Source organism: Prevotella amnii DSM 23384 = JCM 14753 (assembly GCF_000378745.1).
In the GTDB taxonomy this organism is placed as follows: Bacteria; Bacteroidota; Bacteroidia; order Bacteroidales; family Bacteroidaceae; genus Prevotella; species Prevotella amnii.
On sequence record NZ_KB905269.1, the window covers coordinates 36805 to 62305 of the forward strand.

The window sequence follows — 25501 nt, forward strand, 5'->3', positions numbered from 1 at the left end:
ATATCTTTTCTTTATCTCTTTACTTCTTAGTCTTAGGATTGTACGGACGCCTAATAAAGTCTAACTCTACATCTTTACCGTTTATCTTAAACTCCTTTCTGTTTCTTGGAGCTTGCGGAGAGAACTCGTTAGTCTCGCGGCTGGCTATTAAGCGGACAGGGTAGCAAGCTGAACTATTGACGTTCGCCTCTATTGCAAGACCTTTATACGACATCCTTCGTGAAATGTAAGTTTTGTCTTCTTCATAAGGGTCATAAGCTACTCCTTCTCTCTTAGAGTAATATTTATTTACTCTTGTATAATAGTTGCAAGTAGGAACACCGTAATCATAGTCTTTTAACCCAAACATAGGTATAACACGGTAGCAGTCTACATTATATAAAGGGTTGCTATCAGAGCATTCGCCCCACCATTCGTCGCTCATAATGTCTTTTATGTTTACATCGGCGTTGCCTATCCACCTGCTTTGTATGATGACGCGTGCCCCTTGCCCATCGGAGTTGTATTCGTTTGCAGGCTGCTTATCTAAGTTCATAAACCTATATCTATATGCGCAGCGGTAGCGGCGCCCAAAATAGTAGCTCCTATTTCTATCTTCCTCACCTATATTATTATATTTGTCATCTATAAAGAGCGGCTCAAACCTTATAGCGTATATCTCGCCCTTAGTATCGTCTTTCTTAAAATAAGAAGCCCAAACAGGCAAATCCTTCCAAAAATAACCTTCTGTATTACTTCTTTTGTCTGGACCTTGCCAGAGATTAGGTTCCATATTATCTTTTCTGGGTGAAAATATTTCAAAATAAGGGTTAGGGGCATCTTTTAAAGATTTATCTCCATTAAAAACCCATGGGTATAAGTTTATTTTACGGTTAGAAATGTCTTCTAATATATTAAAGAAGGCAACGCCCCACTCCTCGTTGTTAGGCACATGGTAGCCGCGTGGCACATAGTCTTTGTTAAGGATAAAGTGTTTTTTGAAGTCTTTACCCCTCCATGTCATAGCGTATTTTTCTTTTCCTTGAACGTCCTGACCTACCTTTCCCCAGTCCCCTTCTTTCCAAGTACCAGGGCCTGTAACAAAGCTATTATCAAACGCTGGCTGGAAAGCGTATACTATGGTGTTAGTCCTTGCTAATCGCTCCAAAGGGTTAGGCCAAGGGTATTTAGGCAGCTTTTTATTATTAGGGTCTACCTCTCTGAAGTTAGGGCGCACCACACCAAGCTCTATAGTCTTATATCCTACGCCGTCGCCCTTTTCTAATTGTATGTTAGGGATACATTCCGAGGTCTCTTTATTTTCTTTACTTCTCGTGTCTACTAACCATTCGTCGGCATAACGCACCTTTCCTTTTACTGTCATCTTTCTGCCAAGCATAAAGCCGCCATGCTCTGCTGTTATCATAGACTGGTGGCGTAAAATGCCTTTATACTGGTCGTTGATAGGCATTCCCCATACAAAGAACTCGTCGTACTTAGGGTTGCTAACTCCCGGCTTTCGCATCTTGCTTGAGTTATAGGTGTATTGCCATTCGTAGAAGCCGTCTCTCTTGTTGTTAGGGTCGTTAAACCATGGGCGGTGATCCTCCTCATAGTTCCAGTACCACTGCTTGTTTATGCTGTGCGGAGAGCCGTTTGAGTTTAAGCGCAGCCTGCAGTCTAAGCCAAAGGTTTCGTCCTCCTTTGTGCGATTGGCAATGTCTTCTAAAGGACACATTGTGAAGAAGCCGTTACCCGAAATCTGAGAGCTGGCAAAGGTATAGTTGTGCCCCTCTGGCTTTACAAGCTTTTCGTTGCGGCGTATCTTAAACTTTAGCAGTACGCCTAAAGGCTTAAAGTGCCAATTGCGTATCTCTACTTTGTTTTTACCCGTTATGTTAGATAGCTTAATCCAACCAGTAGAGAAAGGCACATCAGCCATTAGCTTGCCATCAGAAGAGTAAGTGTTATGCAGCGAGTTAGGTGCAGCAGGGTCAAAAAACACGCCAAAGTAATACATGTTCTTTATGTGTCTTATAAACTTATCCTTATCTGCTTTGTTTGCAGACTCCATGTGATATTCTTTTATCAGCTTTTCTATGTTTTTAGGGTTAGGGTTAAGGCTTTCGTCTTTTCTACCCCCTATAACGCCGCAGATAAACCACTCCTCTTTTCCCCCTTTTATATCCACCTTATCGTTAAGCCATGTAAGGTTGGTAAGGTTAGAGTTTTGTGTTCTTAGCGTTATACCCGTGCCGCTGGCATTAGCCACCTTGTCGAAGGTTATCTCGCCGGCAGCCAAACATAGTTTTGGGTCCGTCTTCATATAGAATTCTGCCCCATCGTTACCTCTATGCTCCTTATCATATTTCACCAAGAAGATGCGCGCCTTTATCTGCTTGTCTCCGTTAGATAGCTGTGGATAGAAATGCCCATCTTTATCTCCTCCCATCATAGGGAAGGCTCTTGTAGTGGGGGAAGCCCCTTCGCCTTGGGCATCTTCCGTTATGGGCATACCCTCTAAGGAGGCACTTGCAGATATATAAGCCTGTGAGGTCTGTATATCTATACCTGATTGTTGCTCACTGCTTACAGTAGAAGCTGAAGAGCTTTTCTCTGTTAGATAGTCGGCACAGCTCGAATATAGCAGAGCTGAACATAAAACAAAGCTAAATGCTACTTTTTTTGCAGTCTTATTCATTGTTTTCTTTTTATTTACTTTACTTATATTATATATATGTGGCACAGATAGCAGCTTTTAATCGTCGATTTCCTGACCTATAAGATTGTCGTCATCGGTAGTGACTTCTCCGCTAATGTCGCCACCGTCTGTAGTACCTGTGATGTCTCCCTGAATGCTTCCTGCCATTAGTGGCATATAGCCTGGCATGGCTATAAGGTAAGCCATGGGCTTACAGTATGGCAGCTTCTTTTCTTCTTTTCTTTTTCTCATTATCCTTTATATATATATGTCCTAAAAATATTTTCTTTTAGCTGCGTGTTTTTCTTCTCGTAGCTTTCTCTTGTAAAAAAAAACTATCTCGCGCAGATACCTGTTATAAGTGTGTACCGCTTAAAACGATTGCAAAATTATGCAATAAAGGGTAGAAGAGAGAACATTTTAACTTTTGTAAAAAAAAAAAAAACTTTCTTTACGAAAATTTTTGCACCCCTTTTTGCCACTTTTTCTTGGCGTCAGCCTTTGCTTTTTGGCATGAAAAGCGTATCTTTGCAGGCTATGAAGTGTAGGCATAGTTTTCTTATAGTAGTGCTTTTCTCTCTTCTGCCTTTATGTGTAGAGGGCGCAGATAGCACGTTTGTGAAAAGTGGTGAGCAGGCTTTTAAGGTGGAGGCTCAAAAGGGTGTGAATAGCCTTTTTAATAGTTCTTCTTACGCTGGCTTGGGTTTAGTGGGTACTGGGCTTTGTGTAAAGAGCTATAAGCGCGACTTTCGGGAGATGCGTAACAGGAGTTTCCCTTCTTTTAAAACCACTGTAGACGACTACATACAGTACGCCCCCTTGCTTGCCACATGGGGCTTAAACCTTTCGGGCGTGCAGGGTAAGAGTTCTTTTAAGCGTCTTGCTTTGAGCAATGTGTCGTCTGCTCTTATTATGGCAGCTTTGGTAAATGGTATAAAATATACCGTTAGAGAGATGCGCCCCGACGATACCTCGCCAAACTCTTTCCCCTCCGGGCATACTGCCACAGCCTTTATGGCAGCTACCATACTGCATAAGGAGTATGGCGCAACTAAAAGCTATTGGTATAGCGTGGCAGGATATTCTTTAGCAGCTGCAACGGGTGTGTGCCGGGTGCTTAACAACAGGCATTGGGTGAGCGATGTCTTAGTGGGAGCAGGCATAGGCATAGTATCTGTAGAGTTAGGCTATTTCTTAAGCGACCTCATCTTAAAGGATAAAAACAGCAAAAAGAATAGCAAAAAGGCTAAAATAGGTTACTAATATTTGTGTAGATGTAATTTATAAATTACCTTTGTAGTATGAAGTATAGGGAAGTTGTAACATATAAAGACGGTTTTGATACCTTTTTTGAGGCGCAGACAGAGAAAGTGCGGACGAAAATTATTAAGGTATTAGATATTATAGAGCAAATACAGCGAATACCCAAAATTTATTTGAAACATATAGAAGGTACAAATGGTTTGTTTGAAATAAGGGCTCAATTGTCTAATAATATTTTTAGGATTTTTTGTTTTTTTGACGGTAACAAGTTGGTAGTTTTGTTAAGTGGATTTCAAAAGAAAACGCAAAAAACACCAAGAACAGAGATTCAGAAAGCAGAAAGATTAAAAGATGAGTATTATAAAGAAAAAGGTGAAAAATAAGATGAAAAATATACAAACTTTAGATGAGATTAAAACCAAGTATTATGGTTCTATAGGTACTGCTAAGCGTAATGAGTTAGAAAATGAATTGGCATCATTGCGTATTGGGCTTAAGATAAAAGAGGCACGAGAAACACAGCGACTTACTCAGGCACAGTTAGCCGAACGAGTAAATAAAAGACGTGCTTTTATATCGAAAGTAGAAAATGATGGGGAAAACATAACATTGAAAACATTATTCGATATTGTGGAACGAGGCTTGGGTGGAAAACTTAATATTGAGGTAACTTTCTAATCTTTTCTATTACTTTTACCTTAAAAGTATAGGTGCTTCTGTGGGGAAAAAGAACGTCGGGGAAAAGCATTTTTAATTTATTTTTAATGGAAAAATAAATTAAAAATGCAGTAAAAATAATCTATTTTTCTTTTTCATGCCTTATGTATTGTTGTGTTATGTGTGGTTTGTGTTTAGGCATGAAATGTTATTTTAATAATGGAATAATGCTCCTTTGTGCTTATATTCTATAAATAATTTCTATCTTTGCAGCGTGTATAAAAGGGTGAGGCTATAGGCTCATGATTATTTATGTGTGTTTGCCTTTCCTGCTAAGGGTAAGCGTTTTAAGATGTTTATTTTTGCTTTTAAGATTATAATTAAAATATAAAGAAATGGCTAACAAGAAAACGGGAATCATCAGAGATCTGTCAGATTATGTAATTATTGCGCTTTCTATGTGTATAGGTAGCTTTGGTTGGTGTGCTTTTTTGCTTCCTCACAAGATACCTATAGGTGGTATAGCAGGTATATCAGCCATAGTTTTTTGGGGTTTTGATATCCCGGTGCAGTATATATACTTTTCGTTAAATGCTTGTCTTTTGCTTGCTGCCTTATATGTGCTGGGCTGGCAGTTTAGTGTGCGCACTATTTATGCAGTGGTGGTGTTTACTATAATGACGTCTTTTTTCCAAAGTGTGTTAGCTCATGCTAATCTTTTCTTAGACGAGCCTTTTTTGGCTTGTGTCATAGGCGGTGTGTTCTTAGGCTTTGGTACGGGTGTGGCTTTGCTGTATAATGCCAGTTCGGGAGGGTCTGATGTGGTGGCAGCCATGGTAAGAAAGTTTCACGACATATCGCTGGGCAGGGTCATTTTAGGTTGCGATTTGCTTATAATAACGTGTAGCTACCTTATCTTGCACAATTGGGAGCATGTTATCTATGGGTATATAGTGTTGTTTGTGATGAGCTTCACGGTAGACTATGTTATAAACGGTCGTCGTGGTTCGGTGCAGTTTTTTATTGTTTCTTCTCATTGGCAGGAGATAGGCAAGGCCATAGGCCAAAGGGTGGTGCGTGGCTGTACGGTAATAGAGGCTCGTGGTTTTTATACGCGCGATAAGGTGGGCATGCTGTTTGTAGTGGCAAGCAGGTCGCAGGCTCGCTCGGTATATCGTGTTATAGACGAGATAGACGATAAGGCTTTTGTCTCTCAGGCTGCCGTAAACGCCGTTTATGGTATGGGTTTTGAGAGAATGAAGACTAAGAAGCATAAGAAGCAGCATGAGCCTTCAGGCATTGAGATAATAAAGGATATAGACTAAAATGGACATAGAAGAGATAAAACATAAGAAGATAGCCGTGTTGCTATCGGGGGGTGTAGATAGTTCGGTAGTGGTATGGGAGCTTGCTCGTATAGGCTTACACCCAGACTGTTACTATATCAAGATAGGTCCTAAGGAGGCTGACCAGTGGGATTGCACTTCAGAGGAGGACCTCGAGATGGCTACTGCCGTAGCCAAGCGGTTTGGCTGTAAGCTCGAGGTGGTAGACTGTCATAAGGAGTATTGGAGCGAGGTTACCAAGTATACTATGGATAAGGTAAGGGTGGGGCTTACGCCAAACCCTGATGTTATGTGTAACAGGCTCATCAAGTTTGGTGCTTTTTATAAGAAGAAAGGTCATGAGTACGACCTTATAGCCACTGGTCATTATGCTCAAACGAAGTGGATAGATGGTAAGAAATGGCTATGTACCTCTCCTGATGCTGTTAAGGATCAGACCGATTTCCTTTCTCAGATATACCCTTGGCAGCTACAAAAGGCTATCTTCCCGATAGGCCATTATGCTAAGGACGAGGTGCGCCGTATCGCCGAACGTGAGCATCTTATAAACGCTGCGCGTAAGGATTCGCAAGGCATCTGCTTTTTGGGTAATATAGATTATAATGAGTATGTTCGCCGTTATCTTGGCGAAAGCAAGGGCGATATTATAGAGAAGGAAACGGGTAAGAAGATAGGCGAGCATAAGGGCTTGTGGTTTCATACCATAGGTCAGCGCAAGGGCTTGGGGCTTGGAGGAGGTCCGTGGTTTGTAGTGAGCAAGGACGTAGAAAGGAATGTTCTTTATGTTAGCCATGGTTACGACCCTGAGCTGGCTTATAAACGCTCTTTTAAGGTCTTAGGGCTACACTGGCTTACGCCTGAGGGGTTAGAGCTTTTTGAGGGTAAGGACGGTGTAGGTTTGCAGGAAGACCTTTCTATAGAAAGCCATACAAGGCTTATACCTATAACCTTTAAGATACGCCATACCCCAGAGTATCATAAAGGCTTTTTAGAAGTGGGCTCTACCAAGGAGGCTTTGGCAGAGGGTGGCAGCGGTGTTATACACTCTCAGCAGAAGATACATGGTGTGGCTCCGGGGCAGTTTTGCGTTATTTACGACGAAAAGCACGACCGCTGTTATGGTAGCGGCGAGATAACTGTTTAAAAAAGGTAAAAAAAAGAAAATATTTATTCTTGTTATTATTTTTAAATATCGTATCTTTGCACCACTTATAAAATATAATTATGGACTGGTTAATCAATTTATTTACAACGACGGATAGCATAGCGCACGTGGTGTTGCTCTATTCTATTGTTATCGCCGCGGGTATTTACTTAGGTAAGATCAAGATAGGCGGCATTTCCTTAGGTGTTACCTTTGTGCTTTTTGTAGGCATTTTTGCTGGGCATATTGGTTTTACGGGTCCTATAGGGATACTTAGCTTTTTGCAAGACTTTGGTCTTATCCTCTTTGTCTTTATGATAGGTATGCAGGTAGGTCCGGGCTTTTTCGAGAGTTTTGGTAAGGGTGGCATAAAGCTAAACGCTTTGGCAGCTGCCATTATCTTGCTTAATATCGTGGTGATGTTCGGCTGTTATTACATCTTCTTCGATACTAAAAATCCTGATAACCTCCCCATGATGGTGGGCACTCTTTACGGTGCTGTTACTAACACGCCGGGTCTTGGAGCAGCAAAGGAGGCTTTGAGCAGTGTTTTCTCTTCTGGTCAGAGCTTTGATATAGCTTCCGGTTATGCCTGTGCTTATCCGCTTGGCGTTATGGGCATTATAGGTGCTACGCTGGCTATACGCTTTATTTGTCGTGTAAACATAGATGAAGAAAACTTAAAGATAAAGGAGCTTGAGCAGGAGAGTCCTGACGATAAGCCTCACATGATGTGCTTAAAGGTGTCTAATGCTTATATAGCAGGCAGGACGCTGCAAGAGATAACAGAGTTTTTAAATAGAGATATTGTCTGTACCCGCCTCATGCATAAGGGCGTAGTAAGTGTGCCTACACGTAATACTAACCTTGAGATGGACGACGAGATACTCGTAGTGTGTGCAGAGGCTGACGCTCCTGCCATTCAGGCTTTTATAGGTCCGGCTATAGAGGCTAACTGGCGTGAGGAGGAGCAGAAGCAACGCCTGATAAGTAAGCAGGTGGTTATCACGCGAGAGTCTATAAACGGCAAGATGCTGGGTAACATACCTTTTAACGCTGTCTATGGTGTTAATATTACACGCATCACCCGTCAGGGCATGGAGCTTTTTGCCTCGAGCAGCCATATCTTTAACATTGGCGACAGACTTACCGTAGTGGGTAGTGAGGAGAATGTGGCTCGCGTGTCCGAGATGATGGGCAATTCTGAGAAGCTCCTTAATCACCCCAACTTTGCCACTATCTTCATAGGCATACTTGTGGGCATTCTCTTTGGTAGTCTGCCTATAGCTATACCTAACATGCCTGTGCCTTTAAAGCTGGGTTTGGCAGGTGGTCCGCTTATAATAGCCATTCTTATAGGCAGGTTTGGTCATCGTATGCACCTTATCACCTACACTACAACATCGGCTAATATGATGCTACGCGAGTTTGGCTTGGCTCTTTTCCTTGCCTCGGTGGGCATAAAGGCAGGTCATGGCTTTTGGGATACTGTAGTGCAGGGCGATGGGTTAAAGTATGTATATACGGGCTTTTTAATAACCATCATTCCTATATTGCTGATAGGGTTTATAGCAAGGAAGAGGTATAAGTTCAATTATTTCACCATTATGGGCATGATAGCCGGTTCTTATACTGACCCTCCCGCTTTGGCTTATGCTAACTCTGTTTGTGTGGGCGAGGCTCCCGCTATAGGCTATTCTACGGTTTATCCGCTAACAATGTTCCTTCGCATTCTTACCGCACAGCTCATAGTGCTGTTCTTTTGTGGTGGATAGCTCTTTATAAGAAATAGTAAAAGAAATGTTAAGCAAGGCAGATGTTGCCTTGCTTTTTTATGTAATGTGGTGTAACGGATTAAGGCTCGTTACACTTTGAAAGAAAACCTGTGTAAAAAAAAACCGATTTATAATTTCTTTTCACAAAAATCTTACTATCTTTGCACCTCTAAAAGTTTTGATAAAATTTATTTTACAAAAACATTTTAGATGTGATAACGTTTTTGTAAAGACATTTCTTATCACCGCTTTGCTTTAATATTATATATATATGTTTAATACTATAATTATGGATATGGAGGAAAAAAAGGAAGTATACGAAAAGCCTGTATGCGAAGTTATTTTGATGGAGGAAGAGCCTGTCATGATGAAATTTTCTACAGAAGCTACTATGGACAATTTGGAAGATGGGGGTGAGGTACCCGTAGATGAGTATGATGAGTAAAAAAGGAACAGGTTATACAGATGAAAAAATACAGTAACTAAAAAAATAATAGTATATATGAATAAGACTAACATTTTTAAAGGTTTTGTTATCTTTAGCTTTTTAGTAATATTTCTTTCGGGGTGTACAGAGATACCTCTTGTACCTGATAATGATATAAAAGGCAATAAGGCAGAAGAGCATGCCAAGGTAACAACGCTAAGCATGGAGGTAGACCCTTCTTTTCTTACAGAGCAGGACGCTGCTAATTTGGCAACTATGGTTAGCGAGATGCGTTCTCAGCATAGCGTAAAGACAAGAGCGGTCAATTTAGATATAAATGGTCAGATAGCAAATACCAATATTTTTAAGGCAACGTGTTATCTTACTAACGATCAAGGCGAAAATGCTGTGTTAGGACGCTTTGAGCTGGAGTGGAAAATAAAGGTAGACGACAAAACAAAAAAGATAACATTACTGGGTGCGCGCTCAAGAAATGTTAATGTAACATGGCTAAAGGGAGGCGCACACAACACTCTTACAGGCGACAAATGGAAGGTGTGCGGCTTTAGTGGTGGCACGGTTAAGAATATAGAGCTTAACAAGTATAATGCTCAAGGGCAGATTGCCGGAAAGGAAAGAAAAGAGGTTATAAGCTTTATGAAAGCCGATCTGAAAGGTGAGAGCGTAGAAGATAATATAAAAGATTTTCCTATAGCTTCCGATTATCAAAAGGTAGAGATAGGACAGAGGAAGACTCCTTTATTAAAGTTTCGTTTTAAGCCACTTGGAGTACTTCTGAAAGTGGAAATAAAGGTAGACAGGAACGTGTCTACAGATGAGAAGTTTTATTTTAACACCACAGCCTTAGAGCCTGAAGGCGTGTTCTTTATACAAAAAGCTGATGGAGGTAAGTTTGATAACGACATTCTTAGCAAGAGGTGGCAGTATAATCCTCCGAGGAACGAAAAGTTCTTAAAAAAAGATTTTGATGGCAATATAAACCTTGACAAGTATGGCATTATCTTAGATGTTAGTAATGGCTTAAAGGTAGATAAGTATGATGAGAAGACGTATCGCAAGTTAGGTACTTTCTATCGTTGGTATCTCTGGGGTATGCCAGCACATAAGACGGGAGGAGTGGAGACCGATATAGGTGCTCTTAACGGTGGATATATCATTAAGCAGATAGGCGGTAAGGGTCCTTTCACGAGCAGGTATTCGTATGTTAATGACGAGGGAAAGCTAAGACGAATAACGGGTGTTATGGCCAAGCCTGAACCATATCCACACTTTCAGTTCTTAAACATGCTTAACCGCATGGCACCTCATGCCTTAAAGGCTAAGCAAACATGGTGGGAAGACGACAGGGTAGACAAGACTACAGCGAGCCGTTGGACTCCATTTTTCACAAAAGGTTGGGAACGTTTCTTCTCTTACGAAGAAGCACAGAAAGCCGACTTCTATCCTGAGGGCTATCGTCTGCCTACATTCGATGAGATGACTATTCTTTTCCCTAATCCCAAAAACAGACCTGAAGACTTAGTGTGGTGGACTGATAATAATGGCTCTTTTAGCGACCCTGACTATGGGTACGAAGAGTGGGTAACGCTCTATGCACCATTATATACAGATGATGCTAACCGCCTGTTTTTATGCGATAACAGGGATATGTCTGATAACAATGCATATCAGCATTTAAGAGGAAAGACATCGGAAAGAAACATAAAAGGCTTTACAAGCTATTATTATAACCCAAGAGGTACAAATTTTATATATGCCATACGCTTTGAAAAGAACTCTGTATATGGTAACAGGCTAAGGTGCGCCTATAGGTATGAGATGAAAAACCTTAAACCCGGCAAGCAAAACCTTCAGGAAACAGACTGCCAGATGATAGTTACAAGCCGCTGGATAGGTGATGCTCCGCTTACGGTAGAAGATATTTCTAAGGAGGCGTGGTGGAAGAATGGCGAGCAGTATAACATTGTGCGCAAAGTGCCTGCACAGGGACAGATTAAGGGAACTGGTAAGTCGGGTACTGGAGACTCGGGCTCTTATTACACGTTAGGTCTTTATGAAGGTGGGTTACAAAACAGGGCAAAAGTGTTTAGTATATGGAATGGTGGCACTTTTCAGCGTAAGGTATTTGGTATACCACGAGCGTTAATCTTCCCTATCACGAAAGCTATGATGTGTAACGAGAAGGGTAAGGACTACGGTAACGAGTATAATGAAGAGGGTACTAAGAAAGCTACGGGCGAAAAGTATTCTATACCCGATTATCAAAAGAAAGGTAAGCCCGCCGGTTATGGCGATAGCTACTAAGGCTAAAGATACGAGGCATAAAGGCACCTATAAGGATAAAAATCCTTGTAGGTGCTTTTCTTATACGATAAATGTTAGGTAATAATTGCTTTTTTACCTATTATATTAGTAACTTTGCGCTAACTTTGATTTATAAAACTAATTTGTAGTATGGTTAAAATCACATTCCCCGACGGCTCTGTACGTGAATACGAGCAGGGCGTTACTGGTTATCAAATAGCCGAGAGCATATCACCGGCTCTCGCTCGCAACGTTGTATCTTGCGGTGTAAATGGTGTAACAACAGAGCTTAACAGGCCTATTAACGAAGATGCTACCATAGCTCTTTATCGCTTTGAAGATGAAGAGGGTAAGCATAGCTTCTGGCATTCTTCTGCTCACCTCTTGGCAGAGGCATTAAAAGAGCTTTATCCGGGCATACAGTTCGGCTTTGGTCCTGCTTTAGAAAATGGTTTCTTCTATGACGTTCAGACTGCCGACGGCACACCAATATCAGAGAACGACTTTCCAAAGATAGAGGCAAAGATGATGGAGCTGGCAAAGAAAAACAGTCCTATCATTCGCCGTGAGGTATCTAAGGCTGAGGCTATAAAAGAGTTTAAAGCCGATGGGCAGGAATATAAGGTAGAACATATAGAAAAAGACTTGGAAGATGGTACTATCTCTACCTATTCTCAAGGCAATTTTACTGACCTTTGTCGTGGTCCTCACTTAGTTTCTACAGGGCTTATCAAGGCAGTGAAGCTAACAAGCGTTGCCGGAGCTTTTTGGCGTGGCGATGCTAAGAACGCTCAGCTAACACGTATCTATGGCATTACCTTCCCTAAGAAGAAGATGTTAGACGAATATCTTCTCATGCTGGAAGAGGCTAAGAAGCGCGATCATCGTAAGATAGGTAAGGAGATGGAGCTTTTTATGTTTTCAGATCGTGTGGGAAAGGGCTTGCCAATATGGTTACCTAAGGGCACACAGCTACGCTTGCGCTTGCAAGACATGCTTCGTAAGCTGTTAAAGCCTTATAATTATCAAGAGGTTATCACTCCGGGCATAGGTAGCAAAAACCTATATATCACCTCAGGGCATTATGCTCACTATGGTAAAGATGCTTTTCAGCCTATCCAGACCCCTGAAGAGGACGAGGAATATATGTTAAAACCTATGAACTGCCCTCACCACTGTGAGGTATATGCTTATAAACCACGTTCTTATAAAGACTTACCGCTGCGTATAGCAGAGTTTGGTACAGTGTTCAGGTATGAGAAGAGCGGCGAGCTACATGGCCTTACACGTGTGCGCAACTTTACTCAAGACGATGCTCACATCTTTGTACGCCCCGATCAGGTTAAGGCAGAGTTTGAAAACAACATAGATATTATCTTAAAGGTGTTTAAAACCTTTGGCTTTGAAAACTATGAGGCACAGATATCTTTACGCGATCCAGAGGATAAAGATAAGTATATAGGCGATGATGAGGTATGGAATGAGAGCGAACAAGCCATTAAGCAAGCCTGCAAAGAGAAGGGCTTAAAGGCTACGGTAGAGCTTGGCGAGGCAGCTTTCTATGGTCCTAAGCTCGACTTTATGGTGAAAGATGCCATAGGGCGTCGTTGGCAGCTTGGTACTATTCAGGTAGATTACAATCTTCCACAACGTTTTCATTTGGAATATACTGCAGAGGATAATACAAAGAAAACCCCTGTCATGATACACCGCGCCCCCTTCGGCTCGTTAGAACGTTTTACCGCAGTGCTTATAGAGCATACCGCTGGGCATTTCCCTTTGTGGCTTACCCCAGATCAGGTAGCTATACTTCCTGTTTCAGAGAAATATAACGACTATGCGCGTAAGGTAAAGCAGCAGCTCGATGCTTCTGACGTTCGTGCGCTTATAGATGATAGAAACGAGAAAGTGGGTCGTAAGATACGCGACAACGAGCTAAAACGCATTCCTTATATGGTGGTAGTGGGCGAGAAAGAGGCTGCCGAAGGGCTTGTAGCTATGCGTAAGCAAGGCGGCGGCGAGCAGTCTACAATGCCTGTTAAGGCGTTTATAGAGCGTGTAAAGGCAGAGGTTGCTGAGCAGCTAAAGGATATTAACGGCTAAGGTATGGTAGCGTTTAGGCTGGCAAGAAGGCTGGCTTATTATATATAAGGAGAGAGGGTAAAGGCAGGTAAGCAGGGCTTTTACCCTCTTTTTAATGTAAGGTGGGAAAGAAAGTGTGGGGTGATAGTGCCGCAAAAAGGGCTTATAAGACGAGGAAAAGATGAGTTTTTGAGCTGCTTTAGATGTGGAAAGGGCAATTTTAGATAAAAAAAATTTGGGTAATTCGTTGAAAGTAGGTAACTTTGCAGCCGTTCAAAACGAAATAAACAATTTAAAATAGTTGAATGAAGAATGACAAAATGAAAATGCAGTACCGCGTGAATGAGCAGATTCGCGTTAGAGAGGTGCGTGTTGTTAGTGATGCAGGTGCAGAAGTAATGCCTACTCGTAAGGCTTTAGAATTAGCTCAAGAAGAAGGTGTAGACCTTGTGGAGATATCTCCAAATGCCCAGCCACCAGTTTGTCGTATCATCGACTATGCTAAGTTCCTTTGTCAGCAGAAGAAGCATCAGAAAGAGATGAAGCAGAAGCAGGTAAAGCAGGATATAAAAGAGATTCGTTTTGGTCCTCAGACCGATGAGCACGATTACTTGTTTAAGCTCAAGCATGCACAAGGATTCTTAAAAGAAGGCAATAAGGTGCGTGCGTATGTGTTTTTCCGTGGGCGTTCCATTCTTTTTAAAGAGCAAGGCGAGGTGTTGTTACTACGTTTTGCCAACGACTTGGAAGAGTTAGCAAAGGTGGAGCAGCTGCCTAAGCTCGAGGGTAAGAAGATGTTTTTATATCTAACACCAAAGAAGGCAGGCGTGGTAAAAAAGAGCCAGCAAAAGCGCGATCGTGAGACAGCAGGTGCAGAGGCAAAGCTTGCTATGGCAGAAAAGCAGGGTGAGAATGTGTCTCATGGAGGCTTGTTTGCTAATGCTAAGAACGGTGTCGATGCCCTTAAAAAGCTTAATGTAGAAGAGTAAAAGGCCAGTATGCTTTAAAGCGCGTGGTGCGTAGAAGAGGTAGGCCGCCTATGCGTAACGTCTTGGTATATACGTTACCATAGAAGAATAAATATTAATTTTTAAAATTTAAAAAAAATGCCAAAGCAAAAGACAAATTCCGGTGCTAAGAAGCGATTCACGCTCACCGGTTCAGGAAAGATTAAGCGTCGTCATGCTTTCCATAGTCATATTTTGACTAAGAAAACAAAGAAGCAGAAGAGAAACCTTCTTGGTACTACAATAGTAGACAAGACAAACTTGAAGCAGGTGCGCGACTTGCTCAATCTTCGTTAATCATTTAGTCAAACAAACATTTAAAAGGAAAGAAAAACTATGCCAAGATCAGTTAATCATGTTGCCTCTAAGGCAAAGAGAACTAAGATTCTTAAGAAAACCAAAGGTTACTATGGTGCTCGCAAGAACGTTTGGACGGTAGCTAAGAATACCTATGAAAAGGGTTTGACTTATGCTTATCGTGATCGTCGTAATAAGAAACGTAATTTCCGTGCTTTATGGATTCAGCGTATTAACGCTGCTGCTCGTCTTTACGATATGAGCTACAGCCAGTTAATGGGTGCTCTTCATAAGAGCGGTATTGAAATAAATCGTAAGGTACTTGCCGACTTAGCTATTAACAATCAAGATGCTTTTAAAGCTATTGTTGATAAGGTAAAATAAGCAAGGCTTATAAAACGTTAGAAAAGTAAATGTAAGGTTGCAAACGAAAGTGTTTGCAACCTTTTTGCATTATATGTGGTATTTCTTATTAAGCCATATAATAGGTTTTAGCTGTTCTTTACCATAGGTGTTAAGATCTATATCTATTATAATCTTATTTGTTTTGTCTTTAGAGTGGTTATCGCCCATGAGGCGTTCTATGTTCTTTAGTGTAGCGATAAGTTTTTCTTTAGATTGATGGTAATAAAACTCACCTATACAGTTGAGATATTTATCCGATTTTACCCCTATGGGGCAGGTCCAGATGGGCTGTGAGAAAGAGATGTCAGGAAATAACATAGTAAGGTAGCTTTGTGCCTTAAGTATATTTTCTGTCTGATTAAAGTTAGATCCTAATGATATTTTTACCTTCATATATGACAAAGATAAGCATAAGTTTTTATATGTTTGTGAGTTTTTAAGAAAAATATTGATAAGATTGTATTATTTTTCTTGTAATTTTGTAGTGATAATAATATTTATATTAGATGAAGAGATTATTGTTAGTAGCTTTTTCTTATAGTTTTATCTGTTTATCAGCATATTCTCAGCAGTTAAAATGGAATCAGGCTTACCAAACATATATTAACAAGTATAAGGATATAGCAATAGCAGGAATGTTAGAGCACGGTGTTCCTGCAAGTATTTCTTTAGCTCAAGGCATATTAGAGAGCGGTGCAGGCTTAAGCGATTTGGCTCAGCGTAGTAATAATCATTTTGGTATTAAATGTCATGGGTGGTTAGGCAGGACTGTTTATCATGACGATGATGCTCGTAGTGAGTGTTTTAGGGCATACGATACGGTATGGGATAGCTATGAGGATCATTGTCTTTTTTTAAAGACTCGCCCTCGTTATAACAGCTTGTTTGGCTTAGATCGTACCGATTATCGTGGTTGGGCTTATGGATTGAAGCGTGCAGGCTATGCCACTAATCCTTCTTATGCCAAACAGCTTATTAGCATTATAGAGCTTTATGGGCTTAATCAGTATGACAGAGCTACTGACTATGACCATTTTATGGTAAGGCGTGGTGGTATAGACCTTTATAATCCGGGTACAGTGCCATTGTGTGGTAAGGAGAAGACGGCAAACGGCGGTGGCGCGCATATACTCTATAAATATAATGACAATTATTATGTTATTGTCCGTCCGTCAGATACGTTTAAGTCGTTGTCTAAGGAGTTTAACATAAGTCAGCATAAGTTGGCACGGTATAATGAGCGCGGCATGAGAGATGCGTTGCAGGTGGGTGAGTTTATTTGGCTTATGAAGAAAAAGAAGAAGGCTCCAAAGAATTTTAAGGGTTTCCTTTATACGGTTCATTCTTCAGAGAGCTTGTATGATATATCACAAAAGTATGGTATTCGCCTAAAGAGTTTGATTAAGAAAAATAAGGCTTTGGCAGAAGAAGGCTTACGTATAGGCGATAAGGTGCGGTTATATTAACGTGTTAAAGGATAATATGTTATAAGCAAACTAATGTTTATCTTATATTAAAAGGTAAAAAAAGCTCCCTCTTACAGCGTATATTACAGCTTAGGAGGGAGCTTTATTTTTATTTCTTAAGACATATATCTAACTCTTTGCGTATAGCTTCTTCGTTAAGATTTTGCCCAATAAAGACGAGCTTTTGCATACGGTCGCCATAAGGCTCTTGCCAGTCTTTAGCTATTTTGGGGTTGTTTTTAAGGAGTTCTTTTTGCTGCATAGGTGGCATTGTGGCATACCACTGTCCAGCATTGCGCAGGTTTACTTGCTTACCTGCTTGCTCGAAAACGTAGCAAATGTCTGGTTCTGAGTCGAAATAGCAAAGCCCTTTACATCGTATAATTTCTTTAGGCCACTTGCGAGCTACAAAGTCGTCGAAGAGATTAATGTCGAATGCTGGTCGTGCATAGTAAACAAAGGTTTGTATGTTATATTCCAGTGCCTCGCCACTTTCCTCGTTTTCTAATCCATGATGATGGTGGTGATGGTGATGTTCTTCTTCTTTATGCTCATCGTGGTCATCTTCTCCTTCTATGGCAGCTATCCATGAGGGCGAGGTAGCTACCTTGTTAAAGTCGAAAGCCTTAGTATTTATAATATTAGAAAGGTCTACATCGCCATAATTACATTCTATGATGTTTATTTTAGGTTGCAGTGCATGAATGATGTTTTTTACTTTTAGAAGTTCTGTTTCGTTTACTTCATCTACTTTATTTAGTAACACGGTGTTACAAAATTCTATTTGTTGTATTAGCAAGTTTTCTATATCGTCTTCTTCAAGATTCTTTTTCATAAGGTCATTACCTGATGAAAACTCATCGCACATACGCTTAGCGTCCACTACAGTAACGATAGAATCTATTTTGGCAACGCCTTCCTTTGCCATGTCAGGATACATTTGCGGATATACGCTTATGGTTTGAGCAATAGGAGCAGGCTCACAAATGCCGCTTGCCTCTATGACAATGTAGTCGAATTTATGTTGTGATACTATATCGTTGAGCTGCTTTACAAGATCCATCTTCAGTGTGCAGCAGATGCAACCATTCTGAAGAGCCACGAGAGAATCGTCTTTTTCGTCTACTATACCACCTTTTTCTATGAGGTTGGCATCTATATTTACTTCACCAATGTCGTTAACAATAACGGCAAACTTTATACCTCTCTCATTGGAGAGTATTCTGTTTACGAGCGTTGTCTTTCCACTTCCAAGGTAACCAGTAAGCAGGAGGACAGGAGTTTCCTTTCTTTTCATGTTTTATTGAAATAATATTTATTTATTATATAATTCCTGTTATGTGTAAAGGTACAAATTTTGTGCCAGATATAAGTCAGTGAACTAATATAAATATACTTTTTTCATGAGAAAAAGATAATTGTTTTTTATTGTTTGTTTTTTAACAAAGTTGTTGTAAAGAATTTAGATTATTATTATTACTTTTGCAAGAAGTAAACATCAAAGAACATATTATGGAAGAAGACCCGTACCCTAATTGCAGTAAAAAGAATAGAAATTTAATATTATAGGATACGTATTTTAGGAGTGTCCTATAACGTTTTTGTAGGATACTCATATAATGGAAGAAATAAAAAACATAGTGCAGCTACTCATAAAGGAGAAGAGCTGGCAGGAGCTTAAACGTGAACTGCTTCACCTTGAGCCATTTCATATCGCAGAACTTATCTCTGTTATAGATAGTAGAGAGCAGATTATCATTTTTCGTTTATTAGGTCATAAGCAGGCAAAGAATGTTTTTAAGTATCTTGGTATAAAGGAACAAGAGGATATTATCAATTCTTTGGCTGATAATGTTAAGCTACTTACAGGCTTGCTTAACGACCTTGACCCTGATGACCGTACAGCATTGTTTGAGGAATTGCCTGGCGAGGTAAGTCAAAAGTTGATCCAGTTATTATCAAACAAGGAGCGTAATATAGCTAATCAGCTTTTAGGTTATCCTAAAGACAGTGTGGGACGATTGATGACGACGGACTTTGTTGCAGTAAAGCCAAACTTTACCGTAGAAGAAGCATTACAGCATATTCGTAAGTTTGGGCAAGATTCTGAAACGTTAGATGTTATTTATATTGTTGATGACAACTGGAAACTGGTAAGCGACCTACGCATTAAGGAGCTTCTTCTTGCCGATCCTGACATTCCTATGCATAGTTTGGCTAAGCATCATGCCATTTCTCTTAGTGTTTTTGATGATCAGGAGCATGCTGCGCAGTCGTTTGCAAAGTATGGCCGTACGGCATTACCTGTAACCGATTCTACTGGAATATTGCTTGGTATAATTACTGTTGATGACGTGTTTGATGTTCAGGAGCGTGAGAATACTGAAGATTTCCAAAAGTTTGGTGGTATAGAAGGGCTTGACTTATCTTATAAAAAGACATCTCTTTTAAAGCTTGTAAAGAAAAGAGCAGGCTGGCTTGTAATTCTTTTCTTTAGTGAGATGCTTACAGCATCGGCTATGGGATATTACGATAATGAGATATCAAAGGCTGTGGTGTTAGCTCTTTTCGTGCCGTTGATAATCTCTAGTGGTGGTAACTCTGGCTCTCAGGCAGCGAGCTTGATAATCCGTTCGCTTGCCTTAGGCGATTTAAATCTTAAAAGCTGGTGGTATGTCATGCGCAAAGAGATATTGTCAGGGCTTATGCTTGGTGCTATTCTTGGTGCAATAGGTTTTATACGTATCTTGGTATGGCAGTTTACTGGTTTTTACGATTATGGTCCCTATTGGGTTTGGGTAGGTATAAGTGTAGCGTTTTCACTTGTTTTTATAGTGTTGTGGGGTACTTTGTCCGGCTCTATGATACCTTTTGTGCTTAAGCGTATAGGCTTAGATCCTGCAACAGCTTCTGCTCCGTTTGTAGCAACGTTAGTAGATGTTACGGGGCTTGTTATTTATTTTTCAGTAGCTGCAGTTTTCTTAACAGGCAAGCTGTTGTAAGAAGAGAGTTGCTTTTATCTTTTCTATGTCATTTAAGGTGCTTTGTTACGGTGCCGTCTGGTGTTATACGTACCTCTATAACGTATGTGGTATAAGCATCTGGCACACCTATTACGGCTTCATAATAAAGCGCGCGTTTATCAGAATGTGTGAAATAAAATTTTCGTAATATGCAATCGTCTATAAAGTTTTTAGGTATAAAGGCAGCAAACTCTGCTTTGTGAAAGTCGTGTACATATATAGGAGTGTTTTTACTTTTTATAACCAGAGAAGCTACATTATCTAAATAGAGATTATCTACCTCAATGCCCTCTTCGTTATATGTCGATTTTATGACTTTGTCGGTAGTTGTTTCTGTGTGTATTAAGCTACGATAATAGCCTTGGTCAGTGTTGGCAGTGGTGTCAATGTTTTCTTCTTCAAAGGTGTTCATTGCGTAGACATGGTACGAGAAGGCTTTTTTAAAAGATTTATCGTTGCTTTTTACCATAGAAAGCTCATCGCCGTTTTGATTAAGGAAAGTAAATAAATTTGGCGTTTGCTTATTTATCTTGTATGAGTTCAGGTGTTTTCCTTGTAGGTAAAGGCTGTCTTTTACTATCCAAAATTTCACAGGCATGCTGGCAGAGTCTGGATAGAAAATACTATCGCCAAGCACCATTATCATGGGGGCAGTTCCCTCATCGTCTACCCATATACCTTGTAATAATCGTTTGGCTTGTAAGTCTTGCTCTTTAAAAGATGACGAATTTCTCTTGCAAGCCGCTAAAGATATAAGTATAATAGCAAAGATTAAAATAAAAGTTTTGTGCATAGTTGTTTTAATAGTATGAAGAATATTTTTGCTTGTAAATAGTTTTATTCAAAGCTATAAGCTTCTTCAAGACTTAAAGCATTATTAAGATCTTTTTCTGATAATACTATATCCTTAGTGTCAATGGGCCATTCTATGCCTATAGTCTTATCGTTCCACTTTATGCTTGCTTCGCTTTGTGGGGCATAGATGTTATCTACTTTATATGAGAAGACAGCTTCTTTTGATAATACGAGGAAGCCATGAGCAAAGCCACGTGGAATAAAAAGCTGACATTTGTTCTCTTCCGACAGCTCTACGGCTACATACTTTCCGTAAGTGGTAGAAGATCGGCGTAGGTCTACAGCTACATCTATAACCTTACCTGTTATGATGCGCACCAGTTTAGCTTGTGAAAACTCACCTTTTTGATAATGTAACCCTCTAAGCACACCATAACCTGATTTCGACTCATTGTCTTGTATAAACTCTACATGATGTCCTATGTTTTTATCAAATTCGTCTTGGCGAAACGATTCGAAGAAATATCCTCTGTCATCTTTAAATACTTTTGGTTTAATGAGCCAAACTCCTTTAATATTACTTTGCTTGAAATCCATTTTTATATATCTGTTTTTTAGTTTCTCTACAAAGATAAATATAAATAGTTATAAAACACATACATAGGAAAGAATTAATTCTTTTCTTTAAGAATTTAGCACAAGTGGTTCGTTTTTTTGGAATAAATTATATAAATTTGCAAACGTGAGTAGAATAGAACGTCATATAGAAATACTCTTGCTCGAGAACGATTGTGTTATTGTTCCGGGTCTTGGAGGCTTTGTAGCTCATCATATCACAGCCCGGTATGATGAGCAAGAGGGCTTGTTCCTGCCTCCTTATAGGACGCTTGGTTTTAATCCACAGCTAAAGGTAAACGATTCTCTTTTAGCACAATCCTTTGTAGAGGCGTATGATATATCCTTTCCTGAGGCTATGTGCCAGATAGAAGAAGAGGTGCAAGCAATGTATAGTGCTTTAGAAGCCGATGGTGTTATAGAGCTAAATGATCTTGGCAAGTTGCGCTTGACAGGTAATAATAAGATAGAGTTTGAGCCTTTGGAGAGTGGTATACTCACTCCGCTCTACTATGCTTTAGATGGTTATAACTTTATGCTTAGAGAAAAGTCTGTGTCTCAGGTAAAAGATAAGCCAGTTACGGCTGTTGTTTCGTCTAAGAAAAGTAAGATTATCTATATGGATTGTAAAAATCCTAAGGATAAGCGTATAAGTGTTAGCCTGAAGGCTGTGCGTAATGTTGGCGTGGCAGCAGTGTTTTGTGGAGTTGTTATGATGTCTATGTTTCCTTTACACAATAAGTTAAGGATAACAGAGGAGCCCGTAAAGAGTGGTGTTCTTTATAGTTTGTTTGATCAAAGCAAGCCAGAGCAAGTGGTAGAATCTAAGCCTTTAGTGCGTGTTACTGCTAAAAAGCAAAGCAATAATCATTATTGGTCTTTGGTTTTAGCAAGCCATATAACAGAGAGTAATGCTGTAGCCTTTGTGAAAGATATTAATGATGCAGGTTTTAAAGGTGCTAAGGTGTATGACGGCAAGGGAAGTATTAAGGTGCTGTATGGTAATTTTGTTTCAGAGCAAGAGGCTTTTAAGCAGCTTAATAGCTTAAAGGATAATGAGTTTTTTAAGGAGGCTTGGGTTATAGAGGTAGGCAAGTAAAACGAGTCTTTATAACGTATAGATATATTTATGAAGCGTGTAAGGTGTCCTAAGTGCGACAATTTTATTACTTTTGATGAAAGAAAATATACATCAGGTCAGCGGCTTGTGTTCCAATGTCCTGAATGTGGAAAGGAGTTTGGCATTCGTATAGGAATATCTAAGCTGCGTAAAACTCAAAAGGAAGAAGCCCAAAAGCCAAGTGTAGATGAGGATATTAGCGAGTGTGGCTCTCTTCTTGTCATAGAAAATGATTTTCATTATAAGCAGATAATTCCTTTACACATGGGTAAAAATATTTTAGGACGTTATCAAAAGGGTAACGATATTAATTGTCCGATAGAAACTGTAGACCCAAGTGTAGACTTAACCCATTGCAGTATAACAATATCTCGCACAAAGCAGGGTGCTTTAAAGTATGTTCTTCAAGATGGTCCTTCTTATACAGGGACTTTTGTTGGTAATGATATTCTTGGCGATAGAGAGAAGCGTGTCATAGAGTATGGGACTTTGTTTACCATTGGTGCTACAAGCGTTATATTACAATCTCCCGAAAGACAAGCAGAGTAAGCGTTTGCTTATAGTGTTTTTATGGGTGTTATTCAGCATGTTTAGCATTAAAGAAAGGTATTTTATTTTACAATAGTTTTTGTAATCTTTGAGCTTGGTACTTTTCTTTTTATATAGTTTTATTAGCTTAAAGGTAAGGTAAGGCATTTTTTTATTTATACTTAAAACATCATTATTTTAAGTAAAGATAGGAACATCAAAAGTATTTTTATTATCTTTGCAGATATAGAACTTTTAATGTGATACCTAAATTTTTTAATAATAGCAAATCATATAGGTAATAACAAAAAGAATATATTTGTGTTTAAAAGAAACAAAAGATAGCAATGTTAGTAGATTATCGTAAGGTTAATATATATCAAGATGAGCATCTTATCCTTAAAGATGTAGATTTACAAGTAAACGAAGGTGAGTTTATTTATATTATAGGTAAGGTAGGCTCAGGTAAAAGTTCTTTGCTAAAGACAATATATTGCGAGCTTGACCTTGGGCATGAAGATGTAGAAAAGTCATTTGTATTAGGTGTGGACATAGCCGATATAAAGCGCAGCCATATACCGGCATTAAGAAAGCAGATGGGCATAATCTTTCAGGATTTCCAGTTGCTCCATGATCGTACAGTAGCAAAGAATCTTAGGTTTGTCTTAGGTGCTACAGGCTGGGTAGACAAGGATAAGATAAATAGGCGAATAGAAGAGGTGCTTGCTCAAGTGGGTATGTTGGATAAGAAGAACAAGATGCCCAGTGAGCTATCTGGTGGTGAGCAGCAGCGTATAGCCATAGCAAGAGCACTTTTAAACAATCCTAAAATAATTATTGCCGATGAGCCTACAGGCAATTTAGATCCGGAAACAGCAAAAAACATAGTGCAGCTTTTGCGAGATACTTGTAAGAATAATACCACTGTAATCATGTCTACTCATAATATTCAGCTTATAGAACGTTTCCCGGGCATTACATACAGATGTGTAGATGGGGCTTTTATAAGAGAAGATAAAGCAAAGGTAGAGGCAGATGTAGATATGGAACCAATAGAAGGGAAACCTTTATAGTAGAACGAGTATAAATAGAAGAAGCGTATGAAGGTAATGAAGTTTGGTGGTACCTCAGTGGGAACACCTGAGAGAATGAAAAATGTAGCCACTTTAATAACTAAATCTGGTGAACCTACTTTTGTAGTGCTTTCTGCCATGAGTGGTACTACAAATACTCTTATAGAGATAGCTGACTATTTATATAAGAAAAATCCAGAGGCAGCAAATGAAATTATTAACAGCTTAGAAAGAAAATATATAGACCATCTTGATGAGCTTTATTCCACAGAAAAGTATAAATCGAAGACTAAAGAGCTTATCATAGATGAGTTTAACTATATACGATCTTTTACAAAAGACTTGTTTACCTCTTTTGAGCAAAAGGCTATTGTAGCACAAGGAGAATATCTTTCTACCAATATGGTGGTAAACTATCTTAAGGAGCAGGGCATAGAAGCTACACTTTTAAATGCTTTAGACTTTATGCGTACAGATAAGAACGATGAGCCTGACATTCATTTTATCAGGGAACATCTGACATCTATATTAGAAAAGCATAAAGGTCAGCAGATTTATATAACACAGGGCTTTGTGTGTAAGAATGCGTATAACGAAATAGATAATCTACAACGTGGAGGGTCTGACTATACTGCGTCGCTTGTGGGAGCAGCTATTTATGCCGACGAGGTGCAGATATGGACAGATATAGACGGTATGCATAATAACGATCCTCGAGTGGTAGAGCATACAGATGCTGTGCGCCAGCTATATTTTGAGGAAGCCTCAGAGCTTGCTTACTTTGGTGCTAAGATCTTACACCCCACTTGTATACAGCCAGCTAAGCAGGCAAATATCCCTGTTCGTTTAAAAAACACTATGGAGCCAGAGGCTGAAGGAACTATTATTAATAACACTTTGGTAAGGGATAAGATAAAAGCCATTGCTGCAAAAGATAATATCATAGCCATTAAGATAAAGTCGAGCAGAATGTTAGGAGCATCAGGCTTTTTACGTAAAGTGTTCGAAATCTTTGAAAGCTATCAAACTCCTATAGATATGTTAGCTACCAGTGAAGTGGGCTTGTCTATGACAATAGAGAATAATGCTCATCTATCGGAAATAGTAGATGAGCTGAAGAAGTATGGCACTGTTACTTTAGATCATGATATGTGTATAGTTTGTGTGGTAGGCGATCTTAATTGTAATAATCTTAGCTTTAAGGCTTTAGCCACAGCAGCTTTAAAAAACATTCCTGTAAGAATGATAAGTTATGGCGGAAGCAATTATAATATATCTTTCCTTATTAAGGAGGAAGATAAGAAGAAGGCTTTACAATCTCTTTCAGACGAGTTGTTTTATTCCTCAAGCATAAGCTAAAATGATAAGGCAGGGGCTTTGTGGCTGATGTTGATGTGGTAGAAAGAATGTGTGTTAAGATAATGAAAGAGTTGGTGTAAATAAAGTTTACCTTTGCTTGTCATTAAGTATATA

The 25501-nt window shown here is 39.6% G+C and carries 24 protein-coding genes; 18 read left to right on the plus strand and 6 right to left on the minus strand.

Going from position 1 to position 25501, the window contains the following annotated elements:
• Positions 1 to 19: 19 nt before the first annotated feature.
• Together F596_RS0102620 and F596_RS0102625 are read right to left on the minus strand one after the other, a co-directional pair.
• Entirely contained in the window at positions 20 to 2680 is a 2661-nt protein-coding gene (locus F596_RS0102620) for a hypothetical protein (protein ID WP_051078036.1), read from the minus strand.
• A gap of 57 nt (positions 2681 to 2737) precedes the next feature.
• A complete protein-coding gene (locus F596_RS0102625; RefSeq protein WP_019035760.1) occupies positions 2738 to 2932 on the minus strand; it encodes a hypothetical protein in 195 nt (64 codons plus the stop codon).
• A 261-nt stretch (positions 2933 to 3193) separates the two neighbouring features.
• Here F596_RS0102625 and F596_RS0102630 point away from each other — a divergent pair, with 261 nt between their 5' ends.
• The 12 genes from F596_RS0102630 (at position 3194) to rplT (ending at position 15387) form a co-directional block, all read left to right on the plus strand.
• Entirely contained in the window at positions 3194 to 3943 is a 750-nt protein-coding gene (locus tag F596_RS0102630) for a phosphatase PAP2 family protein (protein WP_024992602.1), read from the plus strand.
• Between the two features lie 38 nt (positions 3944 to 3981).
• Positions 3982 to 4326 (plus strand): type II toxin-antitoxin system RelE/ParE family toxin, encoded by a 345-nt coding sequence (locus F596_RS0102635; RefSeq protein ID WP_008446528.1) that lies wholly within the window; start codon positions 3982 to 3984, stop codon positions 4324 to 4326.
• 1 nt (position 4327) lies between these two features.
• Positions 4328 to 4621, plus strand: a complete 294-nt coding sequence (locus F596_RS0102640; protein ID WP_008446670.1) for a helix-turn-helix domain-containing protein — start codon at positions 4328 to 4330, stop codon at positions 4619 to 4621.
• 374 nt (positions 4622 to 4995) lie between these two features.
• Entirely contained in the window at positions 4996 to 5925 is a 930-nt protein-coding gene (locus F596_RS0102645) for a YitT family protein (protein ID WP_008446493.1), read from the plus strand.
• A 1-nt stretch (position 5926) separates the two neighbouring features.
• On the plus strand, positions 5927 to 7090 hold the full coding sequence (mnmA, locus tag F596_RS0102650; RefSeq protein ID WP_019035763.1) for a tRNA 2-thiouridine(34) synthase MnmA: 1164 nt from the start codon (positions 5927 to 5929) through the stop codon (positions 7088 to 7090).
• 80 nt (positions 7091 to 7170) lie between these two features.
• Positions 7171 to 8865, plus strand: a complete 1695-nt coding sequence (locus F596_RS0102655; RefSeq protein WP_019035764.1) for a putative transporter — start codon at positions 7171 to 7173, stop codon at positions 8863 to 8865.
• Between the two features lie 271 nt (positions 8866 to 9136).
• Positions 9137 to 9310 carry a hypothetical protein gene (locus tag F596_RS11750; protein ID WP_019035765.1) on the plus strand — a complete coding sequence of 58 codons (174 nt, stop codon included), beginning with the start codon at positions 9137 to 9139 and terminating at the stop codon, positions 9308 to 9310.
• Between the two features lie 57 nt (positions 9311 to 9367).
• Complete coding sequence (locus F596_RS0102665) at positions 9368 to 11617, plus strand: hypothetical protein (RefSeq protein WP_019035766.1); 2250 nt, start codon at positions 9368 to 9370, stop codon at positions 11615 to 11617.
• A 150-nt stretch (positions 11618 to 11767) separates the two neighbouring features.
• The gene (gene thrS / locus F596_RS0102670; RefSeq protein ID WP_019035767.1) at positions 11768 to 13720 is read left to right on the plus strand and encodes a threonine--tRNA ligase; all 1953 of its coding nucleotides are present in this window, start codon (positions 11768 to 11770) and stop codon (positions 13718 to 13720) included.
• A 284-nt stretch (positions 13721 to 14004) separates the two neighbouring features.
• Entirely contained in the window at positions 14005 to 14688 is a 684-nt protein-coding gene (gene infC, locus F596_RS0102675) for a translation initiation factor IF-3 (protein WP_019035768.1), read from the plus strand.
• A 117-nt stretch (positions 14689 to 14805) separates the two neighbouring features.
• The gene (gene rpmI, locus F596_RS0102680) at positions 14806 to 15003 is read left to right on the plus strand and encodes a 50S ribosomal protein L35 (RefSeq protein WP_008446461.1); all 198 of its coding nucleotides are present in this window, start codon (positions 14806 to 14808) and stop codon (positions 15001 to 15003) included.
• A 39-nt stretch (positions 15004 to 15042) separates the two neighbouring features.
• Positions 15043 to 15387: a 50S ribosomal protein L20 gene (gene rplT / locus F596_RS0102685; protein ID WP_008446596.1), complete on the plus strand. Its 345-nt coding sequence runs from the start codon at positions 15043 to 15045 to the stop codon at positions 15385 to 15387.
• 69 nt (positions 15388 to 15456) lie between these two features.
• Here the strand turns inward: rplT and F596_RS0102690 are convergent, their stop codons facing one another.
• A complete protein-coding gene (locus F596_RS0102690) occupies positions 15457 to 15801 on the minus strand; it encodes a 2-amino-4-hydroxy-6-hydroxymethyldihydropteridine diphosphokinase (RefSeq protein WP_019035769.1) in 345 nt (114 codons plus the stop codon).
• Between the two features lie 113 nt (positions 15802 to 15914).
• On the opposite strand from F596_RS0102690, the gene F596_RS0102695 reads away from it, so the two are divergent.
• A complete protein-coding gene (locus F596_RS0102695) occupies positions 15915 to 16874 on the plus strand; it encodes a glucosaminidase domain-containing protein (protein ID WP_019035770.1) in 960 nt (319 codons plus the stop codon).
• A gap of 109 nt (positions 16875 to 16983) precedes the next feature.
• Here the strand turns inward: F596_RS0102695 and F596_RS0102700 are convergent, their stop codons facing one another.
• On the minus strand, positions 16984 to 18171 hold the full coding sequence (locus F596_RS0102700; RefSeq protein WP_019035771.1) for a GTP-binding protein: 1188 nt from the start codon (positions 18169 to 18171) through the stop codon (positions 16984 to 16986).
• 322 nt (positions 18172 to 18493) lie between these two features.
• Here F596_RS0102700 and mgtE point away from each other — a divergent pair, with 322 nt between their 5' ends.
• Complete coding sequence (gene mgtE / locus F596_RS0102705; protein ID WP_019035772.1) at positions 18494 to 19876, plus strand: magnesium transporter; 1383 nt, start codon at positions 18494 to 18496, stop codon at positions 19874 to 19876.
• A gap of 28 nt (positions 19877 to 19904) precedes the next feature.
• On the opposite strand, the gene F596_RS0102710 is transcribed toward mgtE, so the two are convergent.
• Entirely contained in the window at positions 19905 to 20690 is a 786-nt protein-coding gene (locus F596_RS0102710; protein ID WP_019035773.1) for a DUF4738 domain-containing protein, read from the minus strand.
• Positions 20691 to 20734: 44 nt separating this feature from the next.
• Complete coding sequence (gene rfbC / locus F596_RS0102715) at positions 20735 to 21289, minus strand: dTDP-4-dehydrorhamnose 3,5-epimerase (RefSeq protein ID WP_019035774.1); 555 nt, start codon at positions 21287 to 21289, stop codon at positions 20735 to 20737.
• A gap of 145 nt (positions 21290 to 21434) precedes the next feature.
• On the opposite strand from rfbC, the gene F596_RS0102720 reads away from it, so the two are divergent.
• The 4 genes from F596_RS0102720 to F596_RS0102735 all read left to right on the plus strand — a co-directional run bounded on the left by F596_RS0102720 (position 21435) and on the right by F596_RS0102735 (position 25387).
• Complete coding sequence (locus F596_RS0102720) at positions 21435 to 22406, plus strand: HU domain-containing protein (protein ID WP_019035775.1); 972 nt, start codon at positions 21435 to 21437, stop codon at positions 22404 to 22406.
• Between the two features lie 30 nt (positions 22407 to 22436).
• Positions 22437 to 22976: an FHA domain-containing protein gene (locus F596_RS0102725; RefSeq protein ID WP_008446523.1), complete on the plus strand. Its 540-nt coding sequence runs from the start codon at positions 22437 to 22439 to the stop codon at positions 22974 to 22976.
• A gap of 326 nt (positions 22977 to 23302) precedes the next feature.
• Positions 23303 to 24028 (plus strand): cell division ATP-binding protein FtsE, encoded by a 726-nt coding sequence (locus F596_RS0102730; RefSeq protein ID WP_008446474.1) that lies wholly within the window; start codon positions 23303 to 23305, stop codon positions 24026 to 24028.
• A 27-nt stretch (positions 24029 to 24055) separates the two neighbouring features.
• Positions 24056 to 25387 (plus strand): aspartate kinase, encoded by a 1332-nt coding sequence (locus F596_RS0102735; RefSeq protein ID WP_019035776.1) that lies wholly within the window; start codon positions 24056 to 24058, stop codon positions 25385 to 25387.
• The last annotated feature ends 114 nt before the right edge of the window (positions 25388 to 25501 follow it).